The sequence below is a fragment of the Yersinia sp. Marseille-Q5920 genome (assembly GCF_946902935.1).
Classification (GTDB): Bacteria; Pseudomonadota; Gammaproteobacteria; order Enterobacterales; family Enterobacteriaceae; genus Yersinia; species Yersinia rochesterensis.
This window is the reverse complement of sequence record NZ_CAMPQA010000001.1, coordinates 410,358-433,718: the sequence shown is the minus strand read 5'-3', so window position 1 is coordinate 433,718 and position 23,361 is coordinate 410,358. Positions and strand designations below refer to the sequence as shown.

The window sequence follows — 23,361 nt, the reverse complement described above, 5'->3', positions numbered from 1 at the left end:
TATCCAGAGTTTAATTATAAATTAAATTTAATTGTTTTTATAATTCCTACTACGATGATATCGACTAAATTACAATCAAATGCAAACTTCCCGCCCTCAACTCGCACTTTGCCACCGGGAATACGAATAATATCTCTAACGCTGATTGTTCCCTCTATATCAACAACCCATTTACCATCCTGAACTTCATCGAACTGGCGATCAGCAATATAGGTGACATCACCATCAAGGATAACAACCGGGTCTTTTAATCCGTCAGGCAAGAATGCCTTATCGAACATATAAAAATTCGAGTCGTAGAGTTTTCCATCCAATAATTTTTTGCGCGGAATTTGTACAACATCGTTCAGTTTGGCGTTTTCAAACATCACACCTTCACCGGTTGTTAACCATGATAGGGAAACACCGGTTTCAAGTGCACCTTGAATAATCCATTCCGCAGGGAATATATCCCGCATATATCGGGTCGCGAGGGTACTTTTTGAAACCCCTAAATGATCACATAAAGCCTGCCGTGTAGTGAAGCCATAGGCCTCAATCAGACGGTCAATTGCTTTACGCCCTCCGCTTTTGAAATCCATAAAGTACGCCTCAACGAACAAAATCCATTGACAGATTCCTAAAGCGAACTTAAAGTGCATTCGTGAGTTCGTTTTGGGAATCACAACTGTTAAAAACTACTTATTACGGCTCACCACAAGCCAATCGGAGATGTTGCACTATGAGACCTAACATTTCAATCACTCTTCTGACCCCCCATGTCACAGTAGAGAAATATAGTGAATTAACGGGCTTAGATTCAGACACCATTAGAGCAATGCTTGCTGATGGTCGTCTGGTGCGTCACCGCCTGCGTAAAGATATGAAGCGCGAAAAAGTCATGATCAACATGGCCGCACTCACCGTAGATGCTCTCTCGAATTGTGATATTGCAATCGCCTAGTTCGATATTGCGTTATTGGGAGGGTATCGACCATGTTTGATTTCCAGCTTTCTAAACACCCGCGCTTTGATATGTCATGCCGTGCTTTTGCCCGGAACAACAATTTAACGGCGGTTGCAGAGCAAATAGGTATGAAGCCGCAAATGCTGCGTAACAAACTTAACCCTGACCAGCCACACCAGTTGAGCTGCATCGAACTGTTGACGCTCACTGACATTACCGAAGATCCAACGCTGTTAGATGGCTTGCTGTCTCAACTGCAATGTTTACCAGCGGTACCGGTTAATGAAGCCAATCCCGCAAATTTACCTGTTCATACCCTGAGCGCTACGGCGGCAATCGGCGCAATTGCCGGTGAAACCGTAACAGCCGGGCCTATGACGCAATCCCGTAGAAACGCCATTCTTGACCGTGCGAATCAGGCCATTCGTGACCTGTCGCTGATTGTTGTATCGGTTGATGCTCGTTTCCAATCCACGCCGATGATGGTCGCTGCTGTTGATGTAGTGAATGCCATCTTACCTAACGTTATGTAGGAAGTTTTGGGATGGAAAAATTAAATAAAAACGACGAAAACACGCAAAACGTATTTCGTCGTCGGTATTCAGAGCATGGAAAAAAAGTTAATTCGGTTTGTTCCCACCTTGAATGTAACCAGAGGCTAGACGAGCACGTTGAATGTACTCCTGTAGAAACTGAACGGTATCTACAGCCTGTTCGAGAGTTAGACCAGTAAACAGCTCACCCGCTTGTGGTACTTGAGATGGGTCTTCTAAGTGGTAGTGGAAGCGCAAACAAGCTAGGTGGTTATGTTCACGGTATTCCAATTCCGCAGGAATGATTACAGGTATGGCCTTGTTACTCATTAGATTTCCTTATTTTGGTCGAGTGGAATCACCAGAATATCACGGTCAGGAGTAACGACAAATCCCGTCAATTATTTCATGGATATATAAGGGTGATATGCAGATTTTTATCAGATATCTAAAACGCCAATCACCAACACCTCAATTGGCCTCAGATTCTCATGGCTGGCTTGAGTTACCAGATGGTCGCCGCTGGTCACCATGTGTTAGTGAATTCATTTTTAATAAGCTACAGCAGGCCAAGCGCCGCCGGTGGTGGTTTCGTTTGATGGGCTTAAGGGGGTAACCATGTCAGCCAATAACAGTAAATGGTTGGCTATTGTCCGTAACAAAGTGACCGGTAGTCACAGCCGGGCAAGGGTGATATGGGAAAAACTCCCGGCACAGCACCGGGGAATTTTACTCCACTCCGCAGGTATGAAATCAGAGCACTGCCGGTATATGTGGGATGATTTTTCCCGTGAAGAATTACACCAGTTACAGCGGGGAATTCAGCGATTACGGGTGTTGGTGGATACGTTCGGCCAAGTAGGTTCGTTGGATTTTGTAAAAGAAAGCAAATGTAGCGGGAAGTTGCCCAATCAACCGGCCCCTATCAAGACTTACGGCCCGGAAATGATTGCAGCCCAATCGATGGCCAATATGCATTACACCGATAATTAAGGGAACACTATGAAAGCAATATCAGTAGATAGAAACGGCCTGTTAGACGATTTTAGCCATTGGGGCGTGGCCCATAATTACGCGCAATTCTTCTTGGGTAAATGTCGTTTGGCGGGTAACAGCGTCGAATTACAGCCAATTATGTTTAATGACACCATTCATCTGACCAACCCACACCAATGGTTTTCTGCTCATGCTGCATTTTGGTGCCGGGCATACCGTGAGGCTGAATCAAATAGTGATCAGGTCGAAGCGCTGGCCTCTATTCGCGCCATTTATCATATGTCCGGTTGGCTGGGGTTAGGTTCTTTAACCTGCATGATTAATAACTGGTGGAATAGAACCATTGAGATCCACGGCTTGACGCAAATCAACCACTCTTGTGCGTCAGCCAGCACTACCAAACAACTGCATTAATTAACCCAAAACCATAAATACCAACGGCCTCCCATCAGTGGCCGGGGATTTTTATTACTTAAATTCGGAGCAAACAACATGCATATGCACAAAACAGTAGGGCAGGAAATGAGTAATCGGGCCGCGGCTGACTCCCGCGAACATGCTTTGCTGATAGCCAGAAAAGAGGCCCGAATAGATACCCTTGTTAAGTTATCTGGCCATTTTGACCGGTTAGCCACTGACATTGCTAATCAGGGAATGTCTTCAACTGAGATTGTCGAGTTACTGCGGCAGGTTGCGGAAAACATGAGTCGTGGGCGGGTCTGGAGCGAATGACCGCCACCATTCAGCGCCCGGTAAATGACTTTATGGACGGGGATATTTTATCCCTGTCTTTACCTTTTAATGGTGAGTTCAGCCGGGAGCCAGAGGGGCCGCGCCGCCCGCAAGATATCAGTATCACCGAAGATGAACTCTTTGTTCAGAACCCTACCGACCATCAATGGCGCAGCCAGTATTTAGGCGGGATGCCCCAATTTCTGGCTCGTTATTTTGGTGATCGATACTCCAACCTGTACCAATCAAAAGGCCGTCGCCATGCCAATACATTCTTACGCACTACGGTGGGCGAGAATGTATTGCCACGTCTACAGATGGTTAATCGCCAGTATCAGCCAGTCATTAAAGCGCCCGGTTTTTTGCCGTGGCCTTTTGCTGATGATTTAGAACGCCTGCCATCGTTTGGCCGGGATGAGTTACGCAACCTGTCCCACCGGGTGGCTGATTTTATGTCTGAGAGTTTTACCGACTATATCGAACGCAATTTCACCGGGCAGAGCAGCGACCCAACAGAACTTTGGAAGCGCACCCAGCGGGCATACAGATGCCTTGTTGGTTTATGCAAACAAGTGGGAACTGAACCGCCGTACTGGCGGGAATTTACTTCCAGCCGCAAGAAAATCAACCCGCGCAAACTTGAATCTGGCCTGCTGCGCATGATGTCGCCGGATTGGTGGCGTGTGCGTTTAAAACGCCTGCGCGATGTGCGCCGTGAACATATGGCCATTGCGGTGGGGCAAGTACAGAAATCAGCGTCAGCCTATGTCAGCCGGTCAACCATGGCCGAATGGATAGAGCAAAAACGGCGTAACCGGGAGTTTTTCAAAGCGTTTGAACTGGAAAATCAGGACGGCGAACGGGTTTCGTTAGAAGACATGGTGAACGGCAGCAACGCCAATCCCGCAATACGGAGATGTGAACTGATGGTCAGAATGCGAGGTTTTGAAGATTTAGCCAATGAAATGGGCTGCGTTGGGGAGTTCTACACCATCACCGCGCCGTCTAAATATCATGCGGTGTATCACGGTGGCGGCTTTGTCACCAACTGGAATGGGGCCAGCCCACGGCAGACACAAAAATACTTATGCAGCGTATGGGCCAAATCTCGCGCCGCTATTGCCCGTGCCGGGATTAACGTCTTTGGCTTTCGGGTGGTAGAGCCGCATCACGATGGCACCCCACACTGGCATGTGTTGCTGTTTATGTTGCCGCAAGACATTGATCAGGTGCGTGACATTCTCTGCTATTACGCCCGGCTGGAAGATTCAGAAACGTTACAAAGCCCCGAAGCACTGAAAGCCCGTTTCCATGCTGAACCCATTAATCCAGCTAAGGGAAGTGCAACCGGCTATATCGCTAAATATATCTCAAAGAATATCGACGGTTACGCGCTCGACGAAGAAGCAGACGGTGAGACGGGCGGTAATGCGCGAGAGATGGCCAAAGCCGTTACCGCATGGGCTAGCCGTTGGCGTATCCGGCAGTTTCAGCAAATCGGTGGTGCGCCGGTCACTGTCTGGCGCGAGTTACGCCGCTTGCCCGGAGACGGACAAATACTACCGGATCAGGATATGGATAATGTGCGCTTTGCTGCGGATGTGGGCAACTGGTACGCCTACACCGAGTTTCAGGGCGGGCCGATGGTGAGCCGGGATTGTTTGACCGTGCGCCTGTCATATGAAATCACCGAAATGGGCAATATCTACGCCGAAGACGTTAAACGGGTTTTGGGTATCTATTCGCCGTTACTGGGGGAGGACTCCGCTGTCTGCACCCGTTTGGTTAAGTGGCAGATTGTGCCGAAGTTGGCCGAAAGCGCAGCGCAGGCCGGGGGTTTGGCTTTTTCTGGCGGCAACGCCGCCGCTAGGAGTTCTGTCAATAACTGTACGCCGGAGTACCGGCAACGATTAACGCAGGAATTACGCAGTCGGGGTTTTGTTGGTGATGAGCAAGAAATAGCGATACTGGAACGGGGCAGCAGCCTGAAAGTTTACGGTGACCGCTCAGTAAGGCTAAATAATGGTCGGTTAGAAGAAGTAGCCCCACGGCCAGAACACCAGCGCTGGCCGGGCTGGAATTGATTTCGCTCATGAAATTCTGAGGAAACAGGCAGTTAGCTGTTTCCTATTTTCTTAATTTTATTATACTGTATATAAACACAGTATAAACATAATGAGTGGAGGGAGTCGTGACGGATTTATTTTTTGAATCTTTAGCGTTGCAGCGTATTGATTTGGTTGCAAGGTTGGTCACGAATAACCAGTGCAATGAAGAGGACAGGGATTTGGCATTAGTTTGGATTGCCGAAATGACTACCGCATTGACCATTGAACTGGATAAGCAGCAACAAAAAGGCCTCCATATTGGAGGCCAGTAGTCAGGCGGCTGATGCGCTACCTTGCAATAGGTTAAGCATCATTTGCCGCTGCTGTGGATTCATTGAATCGACAACGGTTTTAATCAGTTTATCCCCGGTTTTGGCGCTGGGGCTAATGGTATGTGAAAAGGTCACATTCATCACGAAAGTGTGACCACATTCCACATCATTACAGGCGCAATATAAATCTGAAATTTGCCGGTGTTTACGGTTGGTTTTCCGGATAATGGCCGCGCCACCGCATTCAGGGCATAAGACTTTCATTACTCGCATGTTTCTGGCTCCAAAAGTGGCGAACTTCTGGAATTTTAACGTGTTTCTGCTCATAACGCACCCGAGTTTGCTGTTTGCGCATCAAAATTTAGCTGTAGATGTGCCGGGATCTCTGGATCGGCACTGATAGCCGCACTAAAGCGCCGTTGTACAGGTAAAATCTCGTCTTTTCGGTACGTGTTCCGCGCTTTTTCCGGGTCACCTAATCCCGCCGCATTTTCCGGTATCTGCCCGGCTAACCCTGCAGGGAAGCGGTGAGCATTGAGAATGTCCTGCGCACTGATATTTTTCACATTGGCAAATTCATCTTTGGCACTGATATCCCCCATTTGAATAAATTTCACCGCCTCCGGGTCACCGTTCGGGATGTTGACCAAGATTGTGCTGAAATTACCAATCCCTTTGCTGTCCGCTAACTGGCGTTCAATCTCTTCTTCCACTTCATCGGTCATTGACGGGTCACTGGTATACAAAATGCCGCCAGTGTGCGCCCCGTTGTGGTAATAGCGGCGGCGGAAAATCACCGCTTCACTGTTTAGTAATGCGGAGTGAATACCACCAATATAATCCGGCAGGCCATAAACCTGTTGTTGTGGGTCGTATTGTTTGAGAAAAACCACGTCATTTTCCGGGTAAATAATAGGTTCACCCTCCTGCAATACCACGTATTCACCGCTTTTGCGGATACGGGTATACAGCGCTGGTAAGGGGGCCAGACCAATGACATTGCCCCAGCCATTACGGATTTTAAGAATACCGACATCACCAAAGGTAAAATAATCAAAAATAGCGGCTTCAATCTCTTCATGGCTCAGGCCACCGCTCTGGTAATCGGATGCCACCATATTTTTACGGGCATAAATGACGCCGCCATGTTGGCCATTGAGGTTAACCAACTGTGCCAGTGCCAGCCGGTCAATCGGCAGGGTGTAATGGTCATAGTCATTGTCATACCAGATATCGCGGTAATCGGTGCCGGTGGTGAGTATCGGCTCTGGTTTGCCGAAGCTGATAATGCTCATTTTGCGGCTTTTGCCGTGGTTATCTTGGCGCTTCATAGCGCGTTTGTTTGGGCGTTTCATGCTGCTTTCTTCAGCCTCCAGCGGGATGTTAATTTGTTTTCATAGTTAAGTGGCTCATTGTCGAGGGCGTGAGCAATAGCAAAGAACGCCTCCGCATGGCCGGTTTCCGCGCTGCGGTCTGCAACAAATGTCATGGCATTGCCGCTGGCGGTAGTGGTGTGACGGATGGCCATAAAACTGGCCGGAATTTCGGTGCGGTCTTTGTCCCATTCGATACGTTTGCTTTCCACCACATCGGCGGCTTTCATCACCAGCCGGTTTTTGGTTTCTACGCCATAGCGGATGGCCACCGCCTGCCGGATGGCAAAGTGTTGGATGTTTTCAAATACACCCTGGCCGATGCCGGTCACATCCACACCGATATAGGTAATGTGATATTGCTGGAACAGTTTTTTAATTTGGTTAGCCTGATAGCGGAAATTCATCCCCTGCCAATGGATCACCCTTAATACCCGGAATTTTTCGCCCTCATAGAGTGGTGGCGCGATAATCACAAATGTAGACAGGTCACCAGAGCGTGCCGGGTCAAAACCGCCCCATACCTCGCGATTACCAAAGGGCCGGGCGGCTTTTTCGTCGTGATCCTGCCAAGTGGCAGCATCCACCCCGGCTTGTTGCAAGTCGTCAAAAGAGAACACTGCATCTTTGCTGTCAACAAACACACACATGTACAGCATGTTGAATGCATCGACGTTATAGCGGTTACGCAGCTTTTCAAGACTGGCCAGATTAAAGCCATTGCGGATGGCATCTTCCATGGTAATGACATAACGCCATTGGCCATCTGGGCAGCGGCGACCACCATCGCGCATTTCATCAAATGGTGGGAAGATAACTTTGGCGCGTTTCTTACTGCCGCGCTTCCATTCATCACCTGTCCAGAACGGATAAGCCTGATGAGTTTTGGCGCTGGGTGTCGAAAAGTAGGTAGTGCGCCACTTATCATGAGTGGCCATAGCACTGGCCACTTCATTTAATTTGGCAAAGTTAGGCACCCAAAAATATTCATCGCAATACAGATGGCCGCTGTAAGACTGGGCAGTGTTTTTGTTGGTGGACAGGAAACGCAGCTCTGCGCCGTTACTCAACCGGATAGGGTTACCGGTTAGTGAAATATCAAAATACTGCTGGGCAATATTGACGATATACGAGCGGAAAACCTCTGCCTGAGCGCGAGAGGCAGACAGGAATATTTGCGGGTCACCGGTCAACACCGCATTTTCAAAGGCTTCAAAAGCAAAATACCATGTTGCGCCAATTTGGCGGCTTTTCAGGATATTGCGTACCTGTTCACCAATATTTAGCCGCAGGTGCTTTTGATAGCCAAACAGGTGTTCTTCTGCCCAAACGTCAAAATCTTCTTTTGATAGCCCGGAAATATCATTTTTGCGGTACTGGCGTTTTTTTACCGGGCGTTCATCATCAAAATCACCGCTATCACCCTGTGCCTGTTTACTCCCTTTGGCGGCGGCGAGTTTTTCTTTATGCTTATTACTCTGCGCCCGCAGTTTCACCGCATGAGTAATCAGAATATCCAGCTCTTTTAATTCAATATCACTTTTATTATCGCGCCCCACTAATAATTGATAGCGGCGCTCAATGGCTTCCTCCGTGCTTTCATGGCTGAGTAAATCAGCCCAATTCCATTTTTGCGCCCAATAGTAAACAATCCGCACATTCGGCAGATTTAAATCACTGGCGATTTCTTTGGGTGTTGACCTTTTTAAATAAAGCGCCCGTGCAACACCAATGAGTTCATCTGAATATTTAGCCATAGCCTTTATTATTCCGAGATACCGTTAAATAAACGTCCGTAATAATTCGTTTCTATTCGGCTAACGGGCTATATCCGAATATATAAGAATTAAAGCGAATGCAGAGCTGGTTTTAATTAGCCATACTGAATATCACAAATCAGGGAGAACGGTTGAATGTCAGTTTCACATTTAACAACGACATGGTTGTGTGTTTGTGCCGAGGGGAAAACGTTAGATGGGCGTAATATTGAAAGGCAATGGATATTAGAGGCCGTAGAGCTATATAACCCTCGAATGTATACCGCACAATTATGGCCGGAACATTCGCGTACTTATGGCCCGGTAGGGCAGGTATTAGAATTAAAGGCGGAAGAAGATGAGGACGGTGTATTAAAAATGTTTGCCCGGCTTTGTCCTGCATTGTCACTCATTGCGGCTAACGGCGAGGGTAAGTTGCTTTTTACTTCCGCTGAGTTTACCGAGGATGGCAATTTTAGAGGAACGGGGAAAAGCTATCTTGAGGGCATGGGGGTAACGGATGAACCTGCCAGCGTATATACCGACCAAATGAAGTTTAACAAGCGATTGCGTAATAAACGTTATAGCCAATATCGGCCAATTGTTTTCGATGATATTAAAAAGACAGTCAAGGGGAACCGTGTGAAAGGTAAAAAGAAATGGTATCACAAGTTTGGTTTGGTTGATGAGAATGACACCATTACCGACACCGATAATAATATTACTGATGATGCTGCTACGGTGCTGGCTGAGCAGTTAAAAGCTGCGCAGGATAAAATCAGTGAATTGGAAACCCAGCTTGCTGAATTAAAAACCAGTCAGGAAGAAACGGATTCCGATGTTGAAACGATTAAAGAAGTCGTGGACACCAAAGAGTTTGCGCAATTGCGTGATAATTTACCACAGTTTATTCAGAAGTTGGGTAGCTTAGATAAAAAATTCACTAAATTACCCAGTAAAAAGCCGAGCGATTCACGTAAGCCGTTTGAGTATCTTTAATTAAGCATTGGCTTAATGGGTTTTCGTATTTCTGATTAAAGAGAGTGCAATAAATGCTACTTAATAATAAAGCGCGAGGTTATTTAAGTAATTACCTCGATGGGCTGGCACAGGCAAATGATGTGAAAGAGACGTCACGTTATTTCTCATTGTCTGATCCCAAAGAAACCAAATTGCGCGACGCCATGCTGGAAAGCAATGAGTTTCTTAATTTCATTGTGGTTGAGGATGTCGACCAGATAAAAGGGCAGGTGGTTAACATTGGTAATCCGGGGCTGTTTACTGGCCGCACGGATGAGGGCCGTTTTCGTCGCAAAGTGGGTGTAGATGGTAACAACTATGAGCTGTACGAAACAGATTCCGGGGCGGCACTGACTTACCAAATGCTATCCGTTTGGGCCAATGCCGGGAGTGAAGAAGAATTCTTCCAGCGTATGCAGGCATTTACCAATAAGTCATTCAGTCTGGACGTGTTACGCATTGGTTTTAACGGTAAATCGGCGGCGAAAACCACCAAGCCGACGGATAACCCGAACGGTGAAGATGTCAATATTGGTTGGCATGAGCTGGTGCGCAGCTATGACGAAAATCAGATTATTACAGATGCCATCACGCTGGGCAGCAGTGGTGATTTTAAGTCATTAGACGCCATGGCTTCTGACCTGATTAACGCCAAAATCCCGCAGGAATTCCGTAATGACCCGCGACTGGTGGTGTTGGTTGGGGCTGATTTAGTGGCTGCGGAGCAATACCGCCTCTATCAGGCCGCAGACCGCCCAACGGAAAAAATTGCCGCGCAAATGCTTTCGCAATCCATTGCCGGACGTCAGGCCATGGTGCCGCCGTTCTTCCCCGGTAAGCGTATGACGGTCACCATGTTGAGTAATCTTCATGTTTATACCCAGCGGGGGACGCGTTACCGCAAAGCGGAGTTTTCCGATGACCGTAAGCAGTTTGAGAACAGCTACTTGCGTATGGAGGGCTACGCCGTGGAAACGCCAGAGCTGTATGCGGCCTTTGATGAAACCGCCGTCACCATCGGCAAGGTTGAAGAAGCCAAAGACGGGCCAGAGGTATAAGTCATGCTATCACCCGCGCAGCGTCATTCTGCCCGTATTAAGGCTGAAAAGCAGTTAAGTGAGTGTCAGGTGTTGGACGCTGGCCACAGTCTGCACGTCAAATTACGGGCATTGGAAAATGATGTGGGTCGGGTGCGTAGTCTTGATGTCACCAGTGACCGGGTGGCCATGAAGCGCAGTGAACTGTTACCGCGTTGGCTTCCTACGGCACAGGCGTATCTGGACAGCGGTGAGGTGTATCAAAACCCGATTTTGGTGTACTGCATTATCTGGCTGTTTGATGTGGATGAGTTTGATCAGGCGCTGGAGTGGGCTGATATCGCCATTGGGCAGGGGCAGAAAATGCCGGGCAATTTCCGCAGTAAGTTACCGGCATTTGTTGCAGATACCGTGATGAAGTGGGCCGAAATTGCCGCCGCCAGCGGGGAAAGTGTCGAGCCGTATTTTTCTCGCACATTCAAAAATATTCGCGAGAAATGGCGGCTGCATGAAGAGATTAACGCCAAGTGGTACAAGTTCGCCGGGTTGTTGCTACTGCGCGATAACGATGGACAGCCACGGGCTACCGCGCTGGATGATGTGGAGTTATTACAACAAGCGGATGCCTTACTGGCGCAGGCGGTAGGGTTTCACCGGCAGATTGGTGTCACCACCTTGCGCCGTAATATCGCCGCCCGTATTCGGGCATTGCTAAAAGAATAAAAGACTACCGTAAGCCGAGCGGGCGCGGCGGAGGCAATACACATTAGTGTTATGTGCCGTGGAAGCCGGTCAGCCCGCTTTTCGGGAGAACATATGTTTAGCGGAAAACCGATTGATTATCAGGATGCCACCTTAAAAAACGTGGGGTTCTGGCCAGACTTGAGCCTTAAAGAATTTCAGGTTCAGCGCACTATCCCGGCTGATGTTGATGCGGGAACTGTTGCACAGGCATTGATTACCGCAGCGGGAGAGGTGAACAGCGATTTAGCCAGCGTTGAAGCTAAGCACCATGCGAATGGTTATAGCCATGCCGCAGAGGTGCCGGGCGTCAGTATCGACGCTGAAAACCTGTTATGTGCGCAGTACAAAAAAGCGGTTTATGCCCGTGCTAAAGCCGATCTGTTAGGGGAGTTTGCCACGATTGGCCGCAGGGAGTCACATCCAGGGCAGGAGAGTGACGAGACACGCAAGGGATTGCTGGCGGAGTCATCCATTGTTATCCGCCGTATGAAAGGGTTGAAGCGCGTCACCGTGAGGCAAGTATGAGCCAATTACAGTCATTAACCGCCTTTGTGCAGGGCAACTTGCCGGAACGGCTGCGCAAGCTGGAATTTAACAGCGACATGGACGAGTTGCGCTTTATTCCGGCGCAGCGAGATTTAGGGCTGGATCAGTATCAACTGGCGTTGATGCAGTTTGATGCGGTGCTGTCATGGGGCCGTTTCCCTTACCGTGACTATGACCCGCGCAATCTGTGCGCTTTGTTGCTGGTGTGGATGATTGAGAATGCCCCCGACCACGGCCCGGAGCCGGAATTGCCGAACATTGATATCGATGTGATCGACGATAAAACCGCAATGGTGGTGGTGTCGATGGGACTCACGGAATCACTGAGCATTAAGAAAGACGCGGCCGGGGATATTCCCTTTCAGGGCGCTAAATGGCGACTGACCGATCCGGAGTTATGGCTGGCTACCGAGGGCGTGATATTTGGCGCAGATGCTAGCGGCGCACCACTGGGTGAAAGCTGATGATTATCAACGGTGAGCTGAGTAAAAAACAGTTAACCGAGCTGCAACAGGCACTTAAACGGCTGGAGTTACCGCCACCAAAACGCCAACGGTTGTTATGGCGGCTGGCCAAGTATGGGGTGATTGTTGCGGCCAAGCGCAATGTGCGTAACCAGCAATCACCTGATGGCACTCCGTGGCAGGGACGGCAGACCAACCAGCGCGGCAAGATGCTGCGCAACATGCCGAAATTGCTGCATATCCGTGAAATGCCGGAGATTAGCGCGGTCAGGTTGTATTTACAGGGCGGTGGCTACCGTAACGGTGAAAAACCGGTACCGGCGGGTGTGGTGGGATATGGCCAGCAAAATGGTATGCACGTGACCATTAACCGCAGCGCAGTGGCTAAATCGGTACCCCCGGAGCGGCCCGCCACTATCAAGCAGGCTAAGAAATTGCGGGCCTTGGGCTACCGGGTGAAAAAGGGTAAGCGCTGGCGCAAGCCACCTTACAAAGAAATTATCGAAAACATGCGTTTCGCCCAAGCGGGTTTGCTGATTAAAAAACTGAGTGGCAAGGCGGCTAAATCAGCGTGGACAGTGGACGTCCCGGCGCGTGAGTTCTTGGGCATGAGCGACGACGATTTTAACAAAGCCTTAGCGCGTCAGTTACAGGCCATCGGGTTTGGCTGGGACGTCAAAGCACAGGATATGAAGAGGTAACGATGAGTTGGCCACAAGTCAATATTGACCAAAAAAACCAGCTACAGGGCGAAACCAAAGAGATTGAACGGGCCGTGCTGTACATCGGTACCGGCAAGGTTAACACCGGGAAAACGCTGGCCGTGAACACGCAGACCGATTTTGATGTATTGCTGGGAACGGACGCCAGCGCGATAAAAAGCTGCACTACGGCGGCGATGCTCAATGCGGGCCAGAACTGGAACGGTTTTGTGCATGTGCTGGCAGAGCCTGCTAAAGATGCCGAACTTGACCCACTGGCATGGGTGGAGGCCGTCAGAGCCGCCCAATTGGTGGCCAGTGTTGAGGGCGTAGTGGTGGTGTTACCCACCGATAAAGCCACTCTCACCGCCGCCGCCAGCTTGCGGGCTGAATTGCTGGCCAAGTTTGGCCGCTGGGTGTGGTTTGTGCTGGCCGTTGATGGCCCGCAGGCTGATGAGGGCTGGCCGGAGTATTTAGCCCGTCTGGCAGCATTACAACAGGGTGTTGCCGCGTCTGCGGTGCAACTGGTGCCACGGTTATGGGGCAATGAGCCGGGGGTGTTGGCCGGGCGTCTGTGTAACCGCGCCGTGACCATTGCTGACAGTCCGGCCCGTGTGGCCACTGGCCCGCTACTGGACATGGGCAGTGATGCGCAACCGGTGGATGGTAAGGGCGTGGTGCTGGATTTGGCCACCTTGCAAGCGCTGGAAACCCTGCGCTACAGCGTCCCGATGTGGTATCCGGACTATGACGGCATGTATTGGTCAGATGGCCGCACACTGGATGTGGAGGGCGGGGATTATCAGGCAATTGAGAGTCTGCGGATTGTCGATAAAGCGGCCCGCCGTATTCGCTTGCAGGCGATTGCCAAGATTGCAGATCGTTCGCTCAACAGTACCCCCGGCAGCATTGCCGCGCATAAAACCTATTTTTCCAAGGTGTTGCGCGAAATGGCCCGCAGTACGCAGATTAACGGCATTACATTCCCCGGCGAAGTAAAACCGCCGAAAGAGGGGGATGTGGTGATTACGTGGCGCACTGCCACCAAAGTGGAGATTTATATTGTGGTTCGCCCGTATGAATGCCCGAAAGGTATCACTGTCAGTCTGATGTTGGATACCGCGCTGGAGGATAGCCAATGAGTACCCGTATTTCTGGTCAGTCGGTTGATGTGAATATGGACGGTGACCTGATCCATGTGGAAAAAATGGGGCTGACCATTACCGACAACAGCGGCCCGGCACAAACCAATGGCGTGCCGGATGGGGATGTGAAAGGCGATGTTGGCGGTGAGGGGGATATTGAAGTCAGTACCAAGGTGCTGCAACAGTTGACCGCCAAAGCCTCACGCGCCGGTTCATGGCGCGGTATCCCGCCGTTTGACGTGTTGTTCTACGCCAAGGCTGGGGACGAAGAGTTAAAGGTGGAAGTGTTCGGCGTGAAATTGAAGTTTGATTCCATTCTGGATGTTGACCCGAAAGGCGGCGCGGTACTGACCCATAAAATTAAGTATTTCATTACCAGCCCGGATTTTGTGCGTATTAACGGTATTCCTTATTTGGAATCGGAAGCCACGCGCAATCTGATCGGCTAGGGGGCAAGGATGCAGGAACATGAAAAAGCCATTATTTCGCTGGGGGTTATCGGTGCCTTACTGGCTTTAGGCAAGATTCTGGCCAGCGATGAGCCGATCACCGCCCGGCTGTTTATTGGTCGCGTTATTTTGGGTTCGGGTACCTCAATGGCGGCAGCGGCGGCACTGGTATGGGTGCCGGGCTTGTCACCGCTGGCCATCAACGGATTGGGGGCTGCGCTGGGCATTGCCGGTTATCAGGCGGTTGAGGTGTGGTTGCGCCGCCGGGGCAGCAGTTTGCTAAAGGGAAAGAAATCATGACATTAAGTGAGAAACAGCAGTTATTTACCCAACTGATTGCGCAGTTAATTAGTTGGGCTGGGGAACGGGGCTACCGTCTGACTTTTGGTGAAGCCTACCGCACCCCGGAGCAGGCCAAACTGAATGCCAAGGCGGGAAGCGGTATCAGTAACAGTCTGCATACCTCGCGGCTGGCAGTGGATTTTAATCTGTTTATCAACGGGGTGTATCAGACCAAAACTGAAGCTTACACCCCTTTGGGTGAATACTGGGAAAAGTTGGGCGGCAGTTGGGGCGGGCGTTTTAAATCCAATCCCGATGGCAACCATTTCAGCCTTGAGCATAACGGGGTTCGCTGATGGCCAAGATATTGGCGCTGATTGCAGCGGCATTTGTTGCCGGGTGGTATCTCAATGATTTGCAGCATGATCGCCTTGAACTGAGTATTACCCGCGCAGCCAACACAGCGGCAGAACAGGGCCGGACAATTTCGGAGGGCATAGCCAGTGATTCAGCCCGGCAACTGGAAGATAAGCTGGAAGCGTTGCGCCAGCAGAGGGATAAATACAAACCGGTTATTCACACGGAAATTATTAAGCCGGTGTTTACTAATGTGTGTGCTACTGATGAATATGTCCGGCTGTTCAACGAAAGTACCGATGCCGCAGAGCGTACCTTATCAGGAAAATCAGCTCACTAAATGCAGCACCCTATTACCCCGATTAACCGGCACGACCGGTAATGATTTTGATAACGCATTACGCGCCTATCGCAGTATTTATACTTTATGCGCGGCGCGACACAATCAACTGATTAATGAAATATATCTGAGACAAGGAAATAAATAACATGGCTGACAAAAGCAAGATTGTATTAGTGGTAGGTGGCGTTGAACTTATTTTCGAACCGAATACTACCGCTTATAACGGTTTTATTAATGAAGTGGGGATGGAAAATAAAATTGCCCCGGCATTTAAATACCTGCGCCGTATTATCAGTAAAGAAACCAAAGAAGCCTTGGACGAGATTTTAAAAGCACCGGGTGCGGCGCTGCAATTAATTGAAAAGGTCAATAAGGTTTACGCGCCAGAGCTGGAAATCGAAGTAAAAAACTAACCCAACGGTTACGGGCGATTGAAAATAATTCTATTGAGCAGTTTCTTATTCTGCGCCGTCATTATTTACCACATGAAAATGACGATATAGAAAGTCTGGCCCGTGCCGTTTGGCTGGATAACCGTTATTGGGAAAATACCCGAATATCAACCGCCAATGGTATTGGCTTGGCATTTAAAGGCGATTAATGAAACACCTCGATTTTACTTTAAGCATGATTGATAAAATCACGCGCCCATTAAAGCAGGTGCAATCCTCTGTGAAAGGGTTCGCGGATTCATCACAGGCCGCTTTCGGTAAAATCGCGGTGGGTGGTGCCGCATTATTTGGTGTGGTGCAGGGGATTAAGGGCGCACTGGGGCCTGCGGCTGAATTTGCCGGGGTGCTCAATGAAGCCAGCGCCAAGGGGGTGAGTGATAGCGCCTTGCAAAAGATGAGCACTGACGCCCTGAAATTCAGTATGCAGTATGGGCGCAGCGCGGTGGATGTGGTGCGCTCAAGTGCGGATGTGCGCAGTGCCATTGGCACGCTGTCTGACCGTGATTTGCCCCGTTTTACGCTGGCCACCAATGTGCTGGCCGCAGGCATGAAAACCACCGGTAGCGAAGCCGCCGCCTACATGGGGCAAATGTATAACCAGTTTGACGGCTACGCAGACCGCATAGGCAAAGTGAAGTTTGCCGAAGAGGTAGCCGGTAAAACGGCGTACATGGTGCAGGCCTTTGGCGTCAATATGCAGACTATGGCTGACCTGATGCAGGGTTCCAAGGGGGTTGGCGCTAACTATGGCGTGGGCATGGATGAACAATTTGCCGTGTTGGGCCAGTTGCAAAAAACCTTGGGAACCGAAGCCAGCGGCAGCTATGAAACATTCATGAAAGGGGCGGCGTCCGGGGCCAAAACCCTTGGCCTGAGTTTTGTGAATGCTTCCGGCCAGATGTTGACCATGCCGCAAATGCTGGAAAAATTACAGGGGCGTTACGGGAAAACCATTGAGGGCAATTTAAAGGCACAGGTCGAGCTGGATAAAGCCTTTGGTGACGGGGCGAATGTCATTAAACAGCTTTATGGCAATGTCGATTTGCTGAAACGCAATATTACTGAGTTGGGCAGTAATGACGGTATGAAGCGGGCCGGTGAGATGGCCAAGAAAATGGCTGATCCGTGGGAACGGCTGATAGCTATCTGGACAGGGATGCGGGTCATTTTGGGCTTAACCCTGTTACCGGTGCTGTATCCGATCATGAACCGGGTGTCTGAAATTGGCGAGAAATTCGCCCGCTGGATGCAGCTATTCCCCAATATCGCCCGGTTGATCGGCTATGCCATGTTGGCGCTGTTGAGTTTTGCTGCCGCCGGTGCCATCGCCAATATGGTTGTGGGGATCAGCATGTTTATCTGGATGGGGCTAAAACTGCTGTGGGGTGCATTGTGTGCGGTAACCCAAATCCACACCGCTGCTATCTGGCTGTATAACAAGGCGATTATCGCTGCCAATGCCACCATGCGCATTATGCGCGGGGTATTACTGGCGCTACGGATGGCGGCAATTTCTGCCGGGATTTCATTTAGTTTTCTGACGTGGCCAGTGTTGTTAGTGATTGTGGCCATTGCCACGTTGGCGGCGGGTATCTATTACCTGATTAAGCATTGGGATGAGATAACCGCGGCCATTGCCGATACCGCCGCTTTCCAGTGGTTATCTGAAGTGGTAACCGCCGTGGGGAACGTGTTCAACGGGGTATGGCAAAAGATTGTATCCGGCTGGCAATGGCTGGTATCGGCTATTACGGGGTTATCGCCGCTGGCTGGGTTCAGTGCCATGGCTGACAGCATCGGCAATGTGTTCAGTGGATTATGGGACTGGCTGAAAAGTACCTTTGCCGAAACCTATAATTGGATCATCGATAAGCTGAATTATATTCCCGGTGTCAGTATTGAGGCGAAAACAATTGGGGCTGATCCGATGATGGCCCCGGCTTATAAAATGGCTTCCCCTGTGGATAATCCGATAATGGCCCCGGCCTATAAAATGGTTTCCCTTATGGATAATCCGATGATGGCCCCGGCCTATAAAATGGCTCCCCCTGTGGATAATCCGATGATATCCCCAGCGTATCAAATGCCATTACCCGCTGATAACCCGCTTAATTCAGCCAATAACTTATTAACCGGTGGCCAGATGCGGAATATTGAAAAAGGCGGAATTAATAAAGAAATTAATGATAATTCAAAATCGGTCACGGATAACAGCAAACGCATTGAGAATGTACATATTAGTATGCCGGGTGGCATGACGCCGGGTGATTTAATGGAATGGCAGGAATTAAATTAATGACGGAATTAATGTATATCGACCTGCTGATAAAAGACGGCGACTTTGTATTAAATACCGGTAATGAGCCAATGTTGTGTAATAACCGGATTAGCATTGGTCAGGATTGTATCCATGCCATTATTGAAAGTGGCTTAACCACCCAATTAATTGCTGAACGTAGCCCGACATTACGCGCTGATGTTATCACCCAATTAATTATGTTGATTGAAGATGATGAACGCATTATTCCCGGCACGGTGTTAGTGAATGAAGAAAGCGCTACCCGGCTATGGGTCACGGCGGATACCTACGATTTCGGCCCCATTACGGTAAGTGCGGATGTAGCGCGGCGAATTTTTTTGCATAGATTAGCGACCATTCTTGCATAAGGTCGCCGCGCGATAATTGTCGATTTTGCATAATGCAAAATAGAACGCTAGAAGTTTCTAATGATTAATTCACTCGCCTGTTTTTTATTGTCCCCTAAAGAGTATTTCAGGCTCACAGTATCCATATGCAATCCCTTGAAGGTTTCCCGCATCTCAGGAATATCATTGACTGATATTATCATTCGGCCCTGAATTGAGTGGGCCAACTGTGCCATATGGGCATACTGTTCCAGACCGAACTCAACCCCATAGCCGCATGTCTGCCAGTAAGGGGGGTCTAGATAAAATAAAGTATGTGACCGGTCATACTTCTCAATGCAAGCAGCCCAGCCGAGGTGCTCTATCATTGTCCGAGATAATCTTAGATGCGCGGTTGGTAATGTTTCCTCCAAGCGCAACAGGTTTAATCCAACAGAATGGGTAGTAGATGTACCGAACGTCGGGCCATCAACCTTGCCGCCAAATGCTGTTGTTTGAAGATAGTAAAACCGCGCCGCCCTCTGTATGTCAGTGAGCACCTCAGTCGGCGTGGTTTTCGTCCGCTCAAATACCTGACGGCTGGTTAGCGCCCATTTAAACTGCCTTACAAACTCCTCTAAATGGTTCTTAATGACACGATAAAGGTTGATTAACTCACCATTAACATCATTAATAACTTCTACTTTAGATGTCTCTTTGAGAAAATAGAGAGCCGCACCGCCACAGAATGGCTCGATATAGCATGTATGTGCAGGGAATAGCGGCAAAATATGCTTTGCCAACCGACGCTTACCACCCACCCACGGGATAATTGGGCTACTCATGGACATGCTCCTTAACTTGTGAACGATTATACGAATCAGTTATGGTTTATTGATCGATATAAACGATCAATAAACATTGGGTACTAAAAAAGCCGCATTCGCAGCTCTTCTAGAAGTGATTTTATTTACAATGTTTATTTTAAATATTAGTTAGGCAATTCAGGCCACTCATGTTTTGAAGGATCCACTTTAGTCAGCTCATAACGATATTTTTGCCATGCAGCCAGACGCGGAATGTCTTCATCATCAATATAACCGCCGTCTTTTGCGTCACGAAGCGGGTCAATAACCTCTGATGCATGTGCAATAAGTTCTGCCTTTTTTTGCTGAGCTATCAGAATAAGTTCGGCGGGAGTTGGCGGTGGGTTAGTCATCAGCATGGCTTCTTCTTCTGTGATTGATACAAGCCCCTCTTTAATAAACTTATCTGCGCAATCATCTTCATACGCATACACTTCATTTTTCTTATCTTTGTAGTATTTCATTATCTCAACTCCTTCCAAATCCCAATGGTTCCAGCAGCAGTGACACGATATGTATCGCCCGGCACCACGATAAATGTCGCATTGTGCTGTATGTACTCTGAACCACCGCCGCGTGGGTAAGCAATCGTGCCAGCAGAGCCAGTCTGACAATTTAACGCCGCATTTGGCCCATAGTCTGTTGTGACGGAGACCATTATCGCTTTGCCCGTATTATTCGTATACCACGTCCCGGACACACGGCCTGACAGCACATCCGTCCATGCCTGACCGACACCGAACTTAGAATATCTTGCGTCAAAATTTGAATAGTCACCGGGCGATATTGCGCCTGTTGATGATATTGGCCGTCTGAATGACATTAACGTTGGACTCAAATCTGCAGCGTAACCTGAATTGTCATTCCAAAAGTAAATTACTCCGCTTGAATGCAATCCAATACCTGCGCCGCCTGGGTTTGTGATGCCGCCATTTGCCGGGGTCAAGAGACAACTTCTGTATCCGCCTGGCCCCAACGGCTCACTATGTGTGCCGTTGATTGCTAACGGCCCAGTCAGTGTTCCGCCAGCGATGGGTAATGCCCCAACATCATCAGCACCAATTGATATATTCGCTGTCCCATCAAACGACTTACCCGCAATAGTACGAGCAGTGGCCAGTTTTGTTGCAGCGGCGGCGGTGCCGTTTGACGCTAAGGCACCAACATCTGACGCAGCAATAGCAATGTTTGCCGTCCCATCGAACGACTTACCCGCAATAGTACGAGCAGTGGCCAGTTTTGTTGCTGCTACAGCAGTGCCGCCAACAGGTAACGCACCGATATTTGAAAGCGTTGTCGCGACCGCCCCCGCGCCTAACGCTTTAATTTCGCCGAGATAACCTGCGGCTTTAAGGTAGCCATCATTCCCCGTGACAATTAATTTCTGAATTGCCGTTAATAATTGATTCTGTTTCGTCTCATCTATCGCTATTCCTGCCTGGCTTAATACTGATGCCAGCTCTTGCTGAGTGCTTATGACCCCGCGTTGAACGTCATTAAGCCACAGGGCTGATACAATCGTCCCTTGTTCACCCGTCGCCGGATTGCCGTCATGAAATAATTTATCGGGGGTATTAATTGGCGGCATGATATTTTTCATTATCAGCTCTCCTGGTACGTGAAATAACAAAAGGTATGGGCAGGCTTAAGGTTGTTAAATACGGTTTCAAGCACCGTGTCTGAGAATGACGATAAACGCTCGCCTGCTGTCGATATGCCCGCTCTAAACCGGAATGTTTGGGTCTTTGAACCGAACACATTCACGCGCCATACCCAGATAATTTCTGGCGTCATGAGCATGTCCCCAGCGCGATTAATCCCCGCCCTGAAAGGTTCTAATTCATCGATAGTTATTTGATATCCCGCACTCGCGGCAATGCGTTTAAAATAAGGAATACTGAGCCCGCCGGACTCTGACAGTTTGATAAGAACAACTTGCAAGCGTTGCTGATAACTGGCTTCCGGCTCTGCCGTGATGTCCAGAACGCGCTCCCAATCACTCAACAGGTCGTTGGCATAAAAGGGAGTGACGCCTCCTAGGACGGCATTGGCGAGAATAGATGCTGTATCAAGGGCGTTACCCTCGGCCTGAATTTCAGCATTGATTTTCGGCTGCTGAGCGTCATATGCAACAGGCGGTAATAACAACCCCAATAAGGTTGAGAATGTCATAGTAAGGACACCGTAATTGCACCGACCCGTAACCACTCAACAACAGAGCCATCAACTTGTGGTACAACGTTATTAGCAGGCGTTATTATTTTTCGGTCAGTGACGCCGGTAATAAGAGAAACCAACATTTCAGCCTGACTGCGAATAAATGTTTCACCCGGTATAAGGCGGTTTATATAATTATTTAACGTATCTTTAATTAGCGTGGCGGCAACATCTAAAGTCATACCGCTTAATGCCACTTTGACATCAATATCAAATGTCTTAATCGTCGGAGACATAACGAGTGAACTTTTTGCGGTCACCGGACGAACGTCATCAATGTGAGCTTGTGTTGCAGCAATAATGGCTTCTGAGGGCAAGCCATCAGCGGAGGTGATAACAATATCAACCGTCCCCAGTCCCCGGCGTAACGGATAGACATACGCCGCTGTTACGCCGGGGATTTCCAGCGCCCAGCGTTTGTAGTCATATTTATTACCACCTGCTGGCGGGCGACGGATGATATCCAGCAGACGGGCCAGCAGGTCTTCCGGGCTTTCGGGGTCAGTGCCACCGCGCATGAGGCCAATAATGACCGTTGTATCTACACCATCGGGCGTTGACGATAATGTGCCAGACATCAGTTGGGCGGTATTTCCCGCTGAACCCTGCACGGTAGACTGGGCTGTAACAGTTAATTTGCCATCAAGTCCGATAGTCTCCTGCTCAGTGGTTACAAATGAGAGGGCGTCGCGGGTCACGGTGAGCCCGCTGGCAACGGTTGCACCCGGTTCACCCGTTAGATTAATTGTGCCTGTCGCAGTATTCGCGGGTTTGCGAACGACGCCCCGTGTCCGGCAATGCAACTCCAGAAACTCAATATCAGCGGTATCCGGGAATATCTGACGAACAATCCAGCCTTGATCCTGATATATTCCCGTCGCACAACTGGCCACAGATGAAGCCCGAATAAAGTAATCACTGTCTTGTGAAATATCGGCATCTGCTAATAAATTGCGTATATCTCGCAATATATTATCGCGGACGACTTCTACGGTAGGCGTAATATGAGGCATATCAGGCAACCCTCACTGGATGGCGAAACGTTTCTGATTGATTGGAGGCGGTTTCCACGACGATATGCAGTAATAACCAACCGGGTGTTGTCCTGGCGGTTGTCACGGTAATGACAGTTGCACGGCCATCATCAATCAGTCGTTGTAATGCTTGTTCGCTATATTGACGCGCCAGCGTGGCAACACGGGGAACATCTTTCTCGCGAGCCAGTTCATGCAAACGTGAACCTAGCGTGACATCGGCCCACCACGAACCGAGCGGCACCATCAGGCACAGGTAGACGGCATTGGCCAGCGTATTGATACGTTCGCCAGTGTAGTCGCGGGTTGAGGGGTCAATTAGCATGTCCATGCCGCCACTATGGCGGCACAGAGCAAGAAAA

35 protein-coding genes are annotated in these 23,361 nt (G+C 49.3%); 24 read left to right on the top strand and 11 right to left on the bottom strand.

From position 1 onward, the window contains the following. Nucleotides 1–14: 14 nt before the first annotated feature. Nucleotides 15–581 carry a phage repressor protein CI gene (locus OVO64_RS02195; RefSeq protein ID WP_267248594.1) on the bottom strand — a complete coding sequence of 189 codons (567 nt, stop codon included), beginning with the start codon at nucleotides 579–581 and terminating at the stop codon, nucleotides 15–17. Between the two features lie 140 nt (nucleotides 582–721). Here OVO64_RS02195 and OVO64_RS02190 point away from each other — a divergent pair, with 140 nt between their 5' ends. Further along, nucleotides 722–943, top strand: a complete 222-nt coding sequence (locus OVO64_RS02190; RefSeq protein WP_005171278.1) for a hypothetical protein — start codon at nucleotides 722–724, stop codon at nucleotides 941–943. Nucleotides 944–975: 32 nt separating this feature from the next. Further along, entirely contained in the window at nucleotides 976–1,479 is a 504-nt protein-coding gene (locus OVO64_RS02185) for a phage regulatory CII family protein (protein WP_267248593.1), read from the top strand. 87 nt (nucleotides 1,480–1,566) lie between these two features. Here the strand turns inward: OVO64_RS02185 and OVO64_RS02180 are convergent, their stop codons facing one another. After that, a complete protein-coding gene (locus tag OVO64_RS02180; RefSeq protein WP_145509514.1) occupies nucleotides 1,567–1,809 on the bottom strand; it encodes a hypothetical protein in 243 nt (80 codons plus the stop codon). Between the two features lie 97 nt (nucleotides 1,810–1,906). Between OVO64_RS02180 and OVO64_RS02175 the strand changes: the two genes are divergently transcribed. The 6 genes from OVO64_RS02175 (at nucleotide 1,907) to OVO64_RS02150 (ending at nucleotide 5,587) form a co-directional block, all read left to right on the top strand. After that, nucleotides 1,907–2,095: a phage filamentation protein Fil family protein gene (locus tag OVO64_RS02175; protein ID WP_267248592.1), complete on the top strand. Its 189-nt coding sequence runs from the start codon at nucleotides 1,907–1,909 to the stop codon at nucleotides 2,093–2,095. A gap of 2 nt (nucleotides 2,096–2,097) precedes the next feature. After that, nucleotides 2,098–2,472: a hypothetical protein gene (locus OVO64_RS02170; RefSeq protein ID WP_219641901.1), complete on the top strand. Its 375-nt coding sequence runs from the start codon at nucleotides 2,098–2,100 to the stop codon at nucleotides 2,470–2,472. Nucleotides 2,473–2,481: 9 nt separating this feature from the next. Then, the gene (locus tag OVO64_RS02165; protein ID WP_145509517.1) at nucleotides 2,482–2,889 is read left to right on the top strand and encodes a hypothetical protein; all 408 of its coding nucleotides are present in this window, start codon (nucleotides 2,482–2,484) and stop codon (nucleotides 2,887–2,889) included. A gap of 78 nt (nucleotides 2,890–2,967) precedes the next feature. After that, the gene (locus OVO64_RS02160) at nucleotides 2,968–3,207 is read left to right on the top strand and encodes a DUF2732 family protein (RefSeq protein ID WP_050292014.1); all 240 of its coding nucleotides are present in this window, start codon (nucleotides 2,968–2,970) and stop codon (nucleotides 3,205–3,207) included. Further along, entirely contained in the window at nucleotides 3,204–5,291 is a 2,088-nt protein-coding gene (locus OVO64_RS02155; protein ID WP_267248591.1) for a replication endonuclease, read from the top strand. The genes OVO64_RS02160 and OVO64_RS02155 overlap by 4 nt, the downstream gene beginning before the upstream one ends. Nucleotides 5,292–5,398: 107 nt before the next feature. After that, nucleotides 5,399–5,587, top strand: a complete 189-nt coding sequence (locus OVO64_RS02150) for a hypothetical protein (protein ID WP_004389555.1) — start codon at nucleotides 5,399–5,401, stop codon at nucleotides 5,585–5,587. On the opposite strand, the gene OVO64_RS02145 is transcribed toward OVO64_RS02150, so the two are convergent. From OVO64_RS02145 to OVO64_RS02135, 3 genes are read right to left on the bottom strand one after another with little or no spacing between them, the layout of a single operon-like run. Then, on the bottom strand, nucleotides 5,588–5,860 hold the full coding sequence (locus OVO64_RS02145) for an ogr/Delta-like zinc finger family protein (protein WP_004389556.1): 273 nt from the start codon (nucleotides 5,858–5,860) through the stop codon (nucleotides 5,588–5,590). A 50-nt stretch (nucleotides 5,861–5,910) separates the two neighbouring features. Further along, complete coding sequence (locus tag OVO64_RS02140; protein ID WP_267248590.1) at nucleotides 5,911–6,942, bottom strand: phage portal protein; 1,032 nt, start codon at nucleotides 6,940–6,942, stop codon at nucleotides 5,911–5,913. Further along, nucleotides 6,939–8,717 (bottom strand): terminase large subunit domain-containing protein, encoded by a 1,779-nt coding sequence (locus tag OVO64_RS02135; protein ID WP_267248589.1) that lies wholly within the window; start codon nucleotides 8,715–8,717, stop codon nucleotides 6,939–6,941. The genes OVO64_RS02140 and OVO64_RS02135 overlap by 4 nt, the downstream gene beginning before the upstream one ends. 156 nt (nucleotides 8,718–8,873) lie before the next feature. On the opposite strand from OVO64_RS02135, the gene OVO64_RS02130 reads away from it, so the two are divergent. The 16 genes from OVO64_RS02130 (at nucleotide 8,874) to OVO64_RS02060 (ending at nucleotide 18,924) form a co-directional block, all read left to right on the top strand. Further along, the gene (locus tag OVO64_RS02130) at nucleotides 8,874–9,716 is read left to right on the top strand and encodes a GPO family capsid scaffolding protein (protein ID WP_267248588.1); all 843 of its coding nucleotides are present in this window, start codon (nucleotides 8,874–8,876) and stop codon (nucleotides 9,714–9,716) included. A gap of 53 nt (nucleotides 9,717–9,769) precedes the next feature. Then, the gene (locus OVO64_RS02125; RefSeq protein ID WP_267248587.1) at nucleotides 9,770–10,795 is read left to right on the top strand and encodes a phage major capsid protein, P2 family; all 1,026 of its coding nucleotides are present in this window, start codon (nucleotides 9,770–9,772) and stop codon (nucleotides 10,793–10,795) included. A 3-nt stretch (nucleotides 10,796–10,798) separates the two neighbouring features. Next, nucleotides 10,799–11,497: a phage terminase small subunit gene (gene gpM, locus OVO64_RS02120; RefSeq protein WP_267248586.1), complete on the top strand. Its 699-nt coding sequence runs from the start codon at nucleotides 10,799–10,801 to the stop codon at nucleotides 11,495–11,497. Nucleotides 11,498–11,590: 93 nt separating this feature from the next. Beyond that, a complete protein-coding gene (locus OVO64_RS02115) occupies nucleotides 11,591–12,043 on the top strand; it encodes a head completion/stabilization protein (RefSeq protein WP_005171232.1) in 453 nt (150 codons plus the stop codon). Further along, entirely contained in the window at nucleotides 12,040–12,528 is a 489-nt protein-coding gene (locus OVO64_RS02110; RefSeq protein ID WP_267248585.1) for a phage tail protein, read from the top strand. Before OVO64_RS02115 ends, OVO64_RS02110 begins: the two co-directional genes overlap by 4 nt. Further along, a complete protein-coding gene (locus tag OVO64_RS02105; RefSeq protein ID WP_219646117.1) occupies nucleotides 12,528–13,229 on the top strand; it encodes a phage virion morphogenesis protein in 702 nt (233 codons plus the stop codon). Before OVO64_RS02110 ends, OVO64_RS02105 begins: the two co-directional genes overlap by 1 nt. Before the next feature lie 2 nt (nucleotides 13,230–13,231). Beyond that, nucleotides 13,232–14,371, top strand: a complete 1,140-nt coding sequence (locus tag OVO64_RS02100; protein WP_267248584.1) for a DUF2586 domain-containing protein — start codon at nucleotides 13,232–13,234, stop codon at nucleotides 14,369–14,371. Further along, complete coding sequence (locus OVO64_RS02095) at nucleotides 14,368–14,823, top strand: phage protein (protein ID WP_032819435.1); 456 nt, start codon at nucleotides 14,368–14,370, stop codon at nucleotides 14,821–14,823. The genes OVO64_RS02100 and OVO64_RS02095 overlap by 4 nt, the downstream gene beginning before the upstream one ends. Before the next feature lie 9 nt (nucleotides 14,824–14,832). Continuing rightward, a complete protein-coding gene (locus OVO64_RS02090) occupies nucleotides 14,833–15,123 on the top strand; it encodes a phage holin family protein (RefSeq protein WP_004389568.1) in 291 nt (96 codons plus the stop codon). Continuing rightward, a complete protein-coding gene (locus tag OVO64_RS02085; RefSeq protein ID WP_032819436.1) occupies nucleotides 15,120–15,461 on the top strand; it encodes a M15 family metallopeptidase in 342 nt (113 codons plus the stop codon). Before OVO64_RS02090 ends, OVO64_RS02085 begins: the two co-directional genes overlap by 4 nt. After that, nucleotides 15,461–15,802 (top strand): hypothetical protein, encoded by a 342-nt coding sequence (locus OVO64_RS02080; protein ID WP_050289569.1) that lies wholly within the window; start codon nucleotides 15,461–15,463, stop codon nucleotides 15,800–15,802. The genes OVO64_RS02085 and OVO64_RS02080 overlap by 1 nt, the downstream gene beginning before the upstream one ends. Beyond that, complete coding sequence (locus tag OVO64_RS02075) at nucleotides 15,762–15,950, top strand: hypothetical protein (RefSeq protein ID WP_080986964.1); 189 nt, start codon at nucleotides 15,762–15,764, stop codon at nucleotides 15,948–15,950. Before OVO64_RS02080 ends, OVO64_RS02075 begins: the two co-directional genes overlap by 41 nt. Before the next feature lies 1 nt (nucleotide 15,951). Further along, a complete protein-coding gene (locus tag OVO64_RS02070; RefSeq protein ID WP_004389570.1) occupies nucleotides 15,952–16,218 on the top strand; it encodes a putative phage tail assembly chaperone in 267 nt (88 codons plus the stop codon). Between the two features lie 17 nt (nucleotides 16,219–16,235). Next, the gene (locus OVO64_RS20595) at nucleotides 16,236–16,406 is read left to right on the top strand and encodes a DUF6890 family protein (RefSeq protein WP_373919177.1); all 171 of its coding nucleotides are present in this window, start codon (nucleotides 16,236–16,238) and stop codon (nucleotides 16,404–16,406) included. After that, nucleotides 16,406–18,553: a phage tail tape measure protein gene (locus OVO64_RS02065; RefSeq protein WP_267248583.1), complete on the top strand. Its 2,148-nt coding sequence runs from the start codon at nucleotides 16,406–16,408 to the stop codon at nucleotides 18,551–18,553. Before OVO64_RS20595 ends, OVO64_RS02065 begins: the two co-directional genes overlap by 1 nt. After that, nucleotides 18,553–18,924: a DUF2590 family protein gene (locus OVO64_RS02060; RefSeq protein ID WP_267248582.1), complete on the top strand. Its 372-nt coding sequence runs from the start codon at nucleotides 18,553–18,555 to the stop codon at nucleotides 18,922–18,924. Before OVO64_RS02065 ends, OVO64_RS02060 begins: the two co-directional genes overlap by 1 nt. 47 nt (nucleotides 18,925–18,971) lie before the next feature. Here OVO64_RS02060 and OVO64_RS02055 read toward each other — a convergent pair whose 3' ends face one another. The 6 genes from OVO64_RS02055 to OVO64_RS02030 all read right to left on the bottom strand — a co-directional run bounded on the left by OVO64_RS02055 (nucleotide 18,972) and on the right by OVO64_RS02030 (nucleotide 23,330). Further along, nucleotides 18,972–19,727, bottom strand: coding sequence for a DNA adenine methylase (locus tag OVO64_RS02055; RefSeq protein WP_099529122.1), 756 nt, complete (start codon nucleotides 19,725–19,727; stop codon nucleotides 18,972–18,974). A 146-nt stretch (nucleotides 19,728–19,873) separates the two neighbouring features. Further along, nucleotides 19,874–20,212 (bottom strand): tail fiber assembly protein, encoded by a 339-nt coding sequence (locus OVO64_RS02050; RefSeq protein WP_099529123.1) that lies wholly within the window; start codon nucleotides 20,210–20,212, stop codon nucleotides 19,874–19,876. Further along, on the bottom strand, nucleotides 20,212–21,348 hold the full coding sequence (locus tag OVO64_RS02045) for a hypothetical protein (RefSeq protein WP_099529124.1): 1,137 nt from the start codon (nucleotides 21,346–21,348) through the stop codon (nucleotides 20,212–20,214). The genes OVO64_RS02050 and OVO64_RS02045 overlap by 1 nt, the downstream gene beginning before the upstream one ends. 2 nt (nucleotides 21,349–21,350) lie before the next feature. Beyond that, entirely contained in the window at nucleotides 21,351–21,920 is a 570-nt protein-coding gene (locus tag OVO64_RS02040; protein WP_099529125.1) for a YmfQ family protein, read from the bottom strand. Beyond that, nucleotides 21,917–22,978, bottom strand: coding sequence for a baseplate J/gp47 family protein (locus tag OVO64_RS02035; protein WP_267248581.1), 1,062 nt, complete (start codon nucleotides 22,976–22,978; stop codon nucleotides 21,917–21,919). The genes OVO64_RS02040 and OVO64_RS02035 overlap by 4 nt, the downstream gene beginning before the upstream one ends. A 1-nt stretch (nucleotide 22,979) precedes the next feature. After that, nucleotides 22,980–23,330, bottom strand: a complete 351-nt coding sequence (locus OVO64_RS02030) for a phage GP46 family protein (protein ID WP_172439468.1) — start codon at nucleotides 23,328–23,330, stop codon at nucleotides 22,980–22,982. Nucleotides 23,331–23,361: the final 31 nt, after the last annotated feature.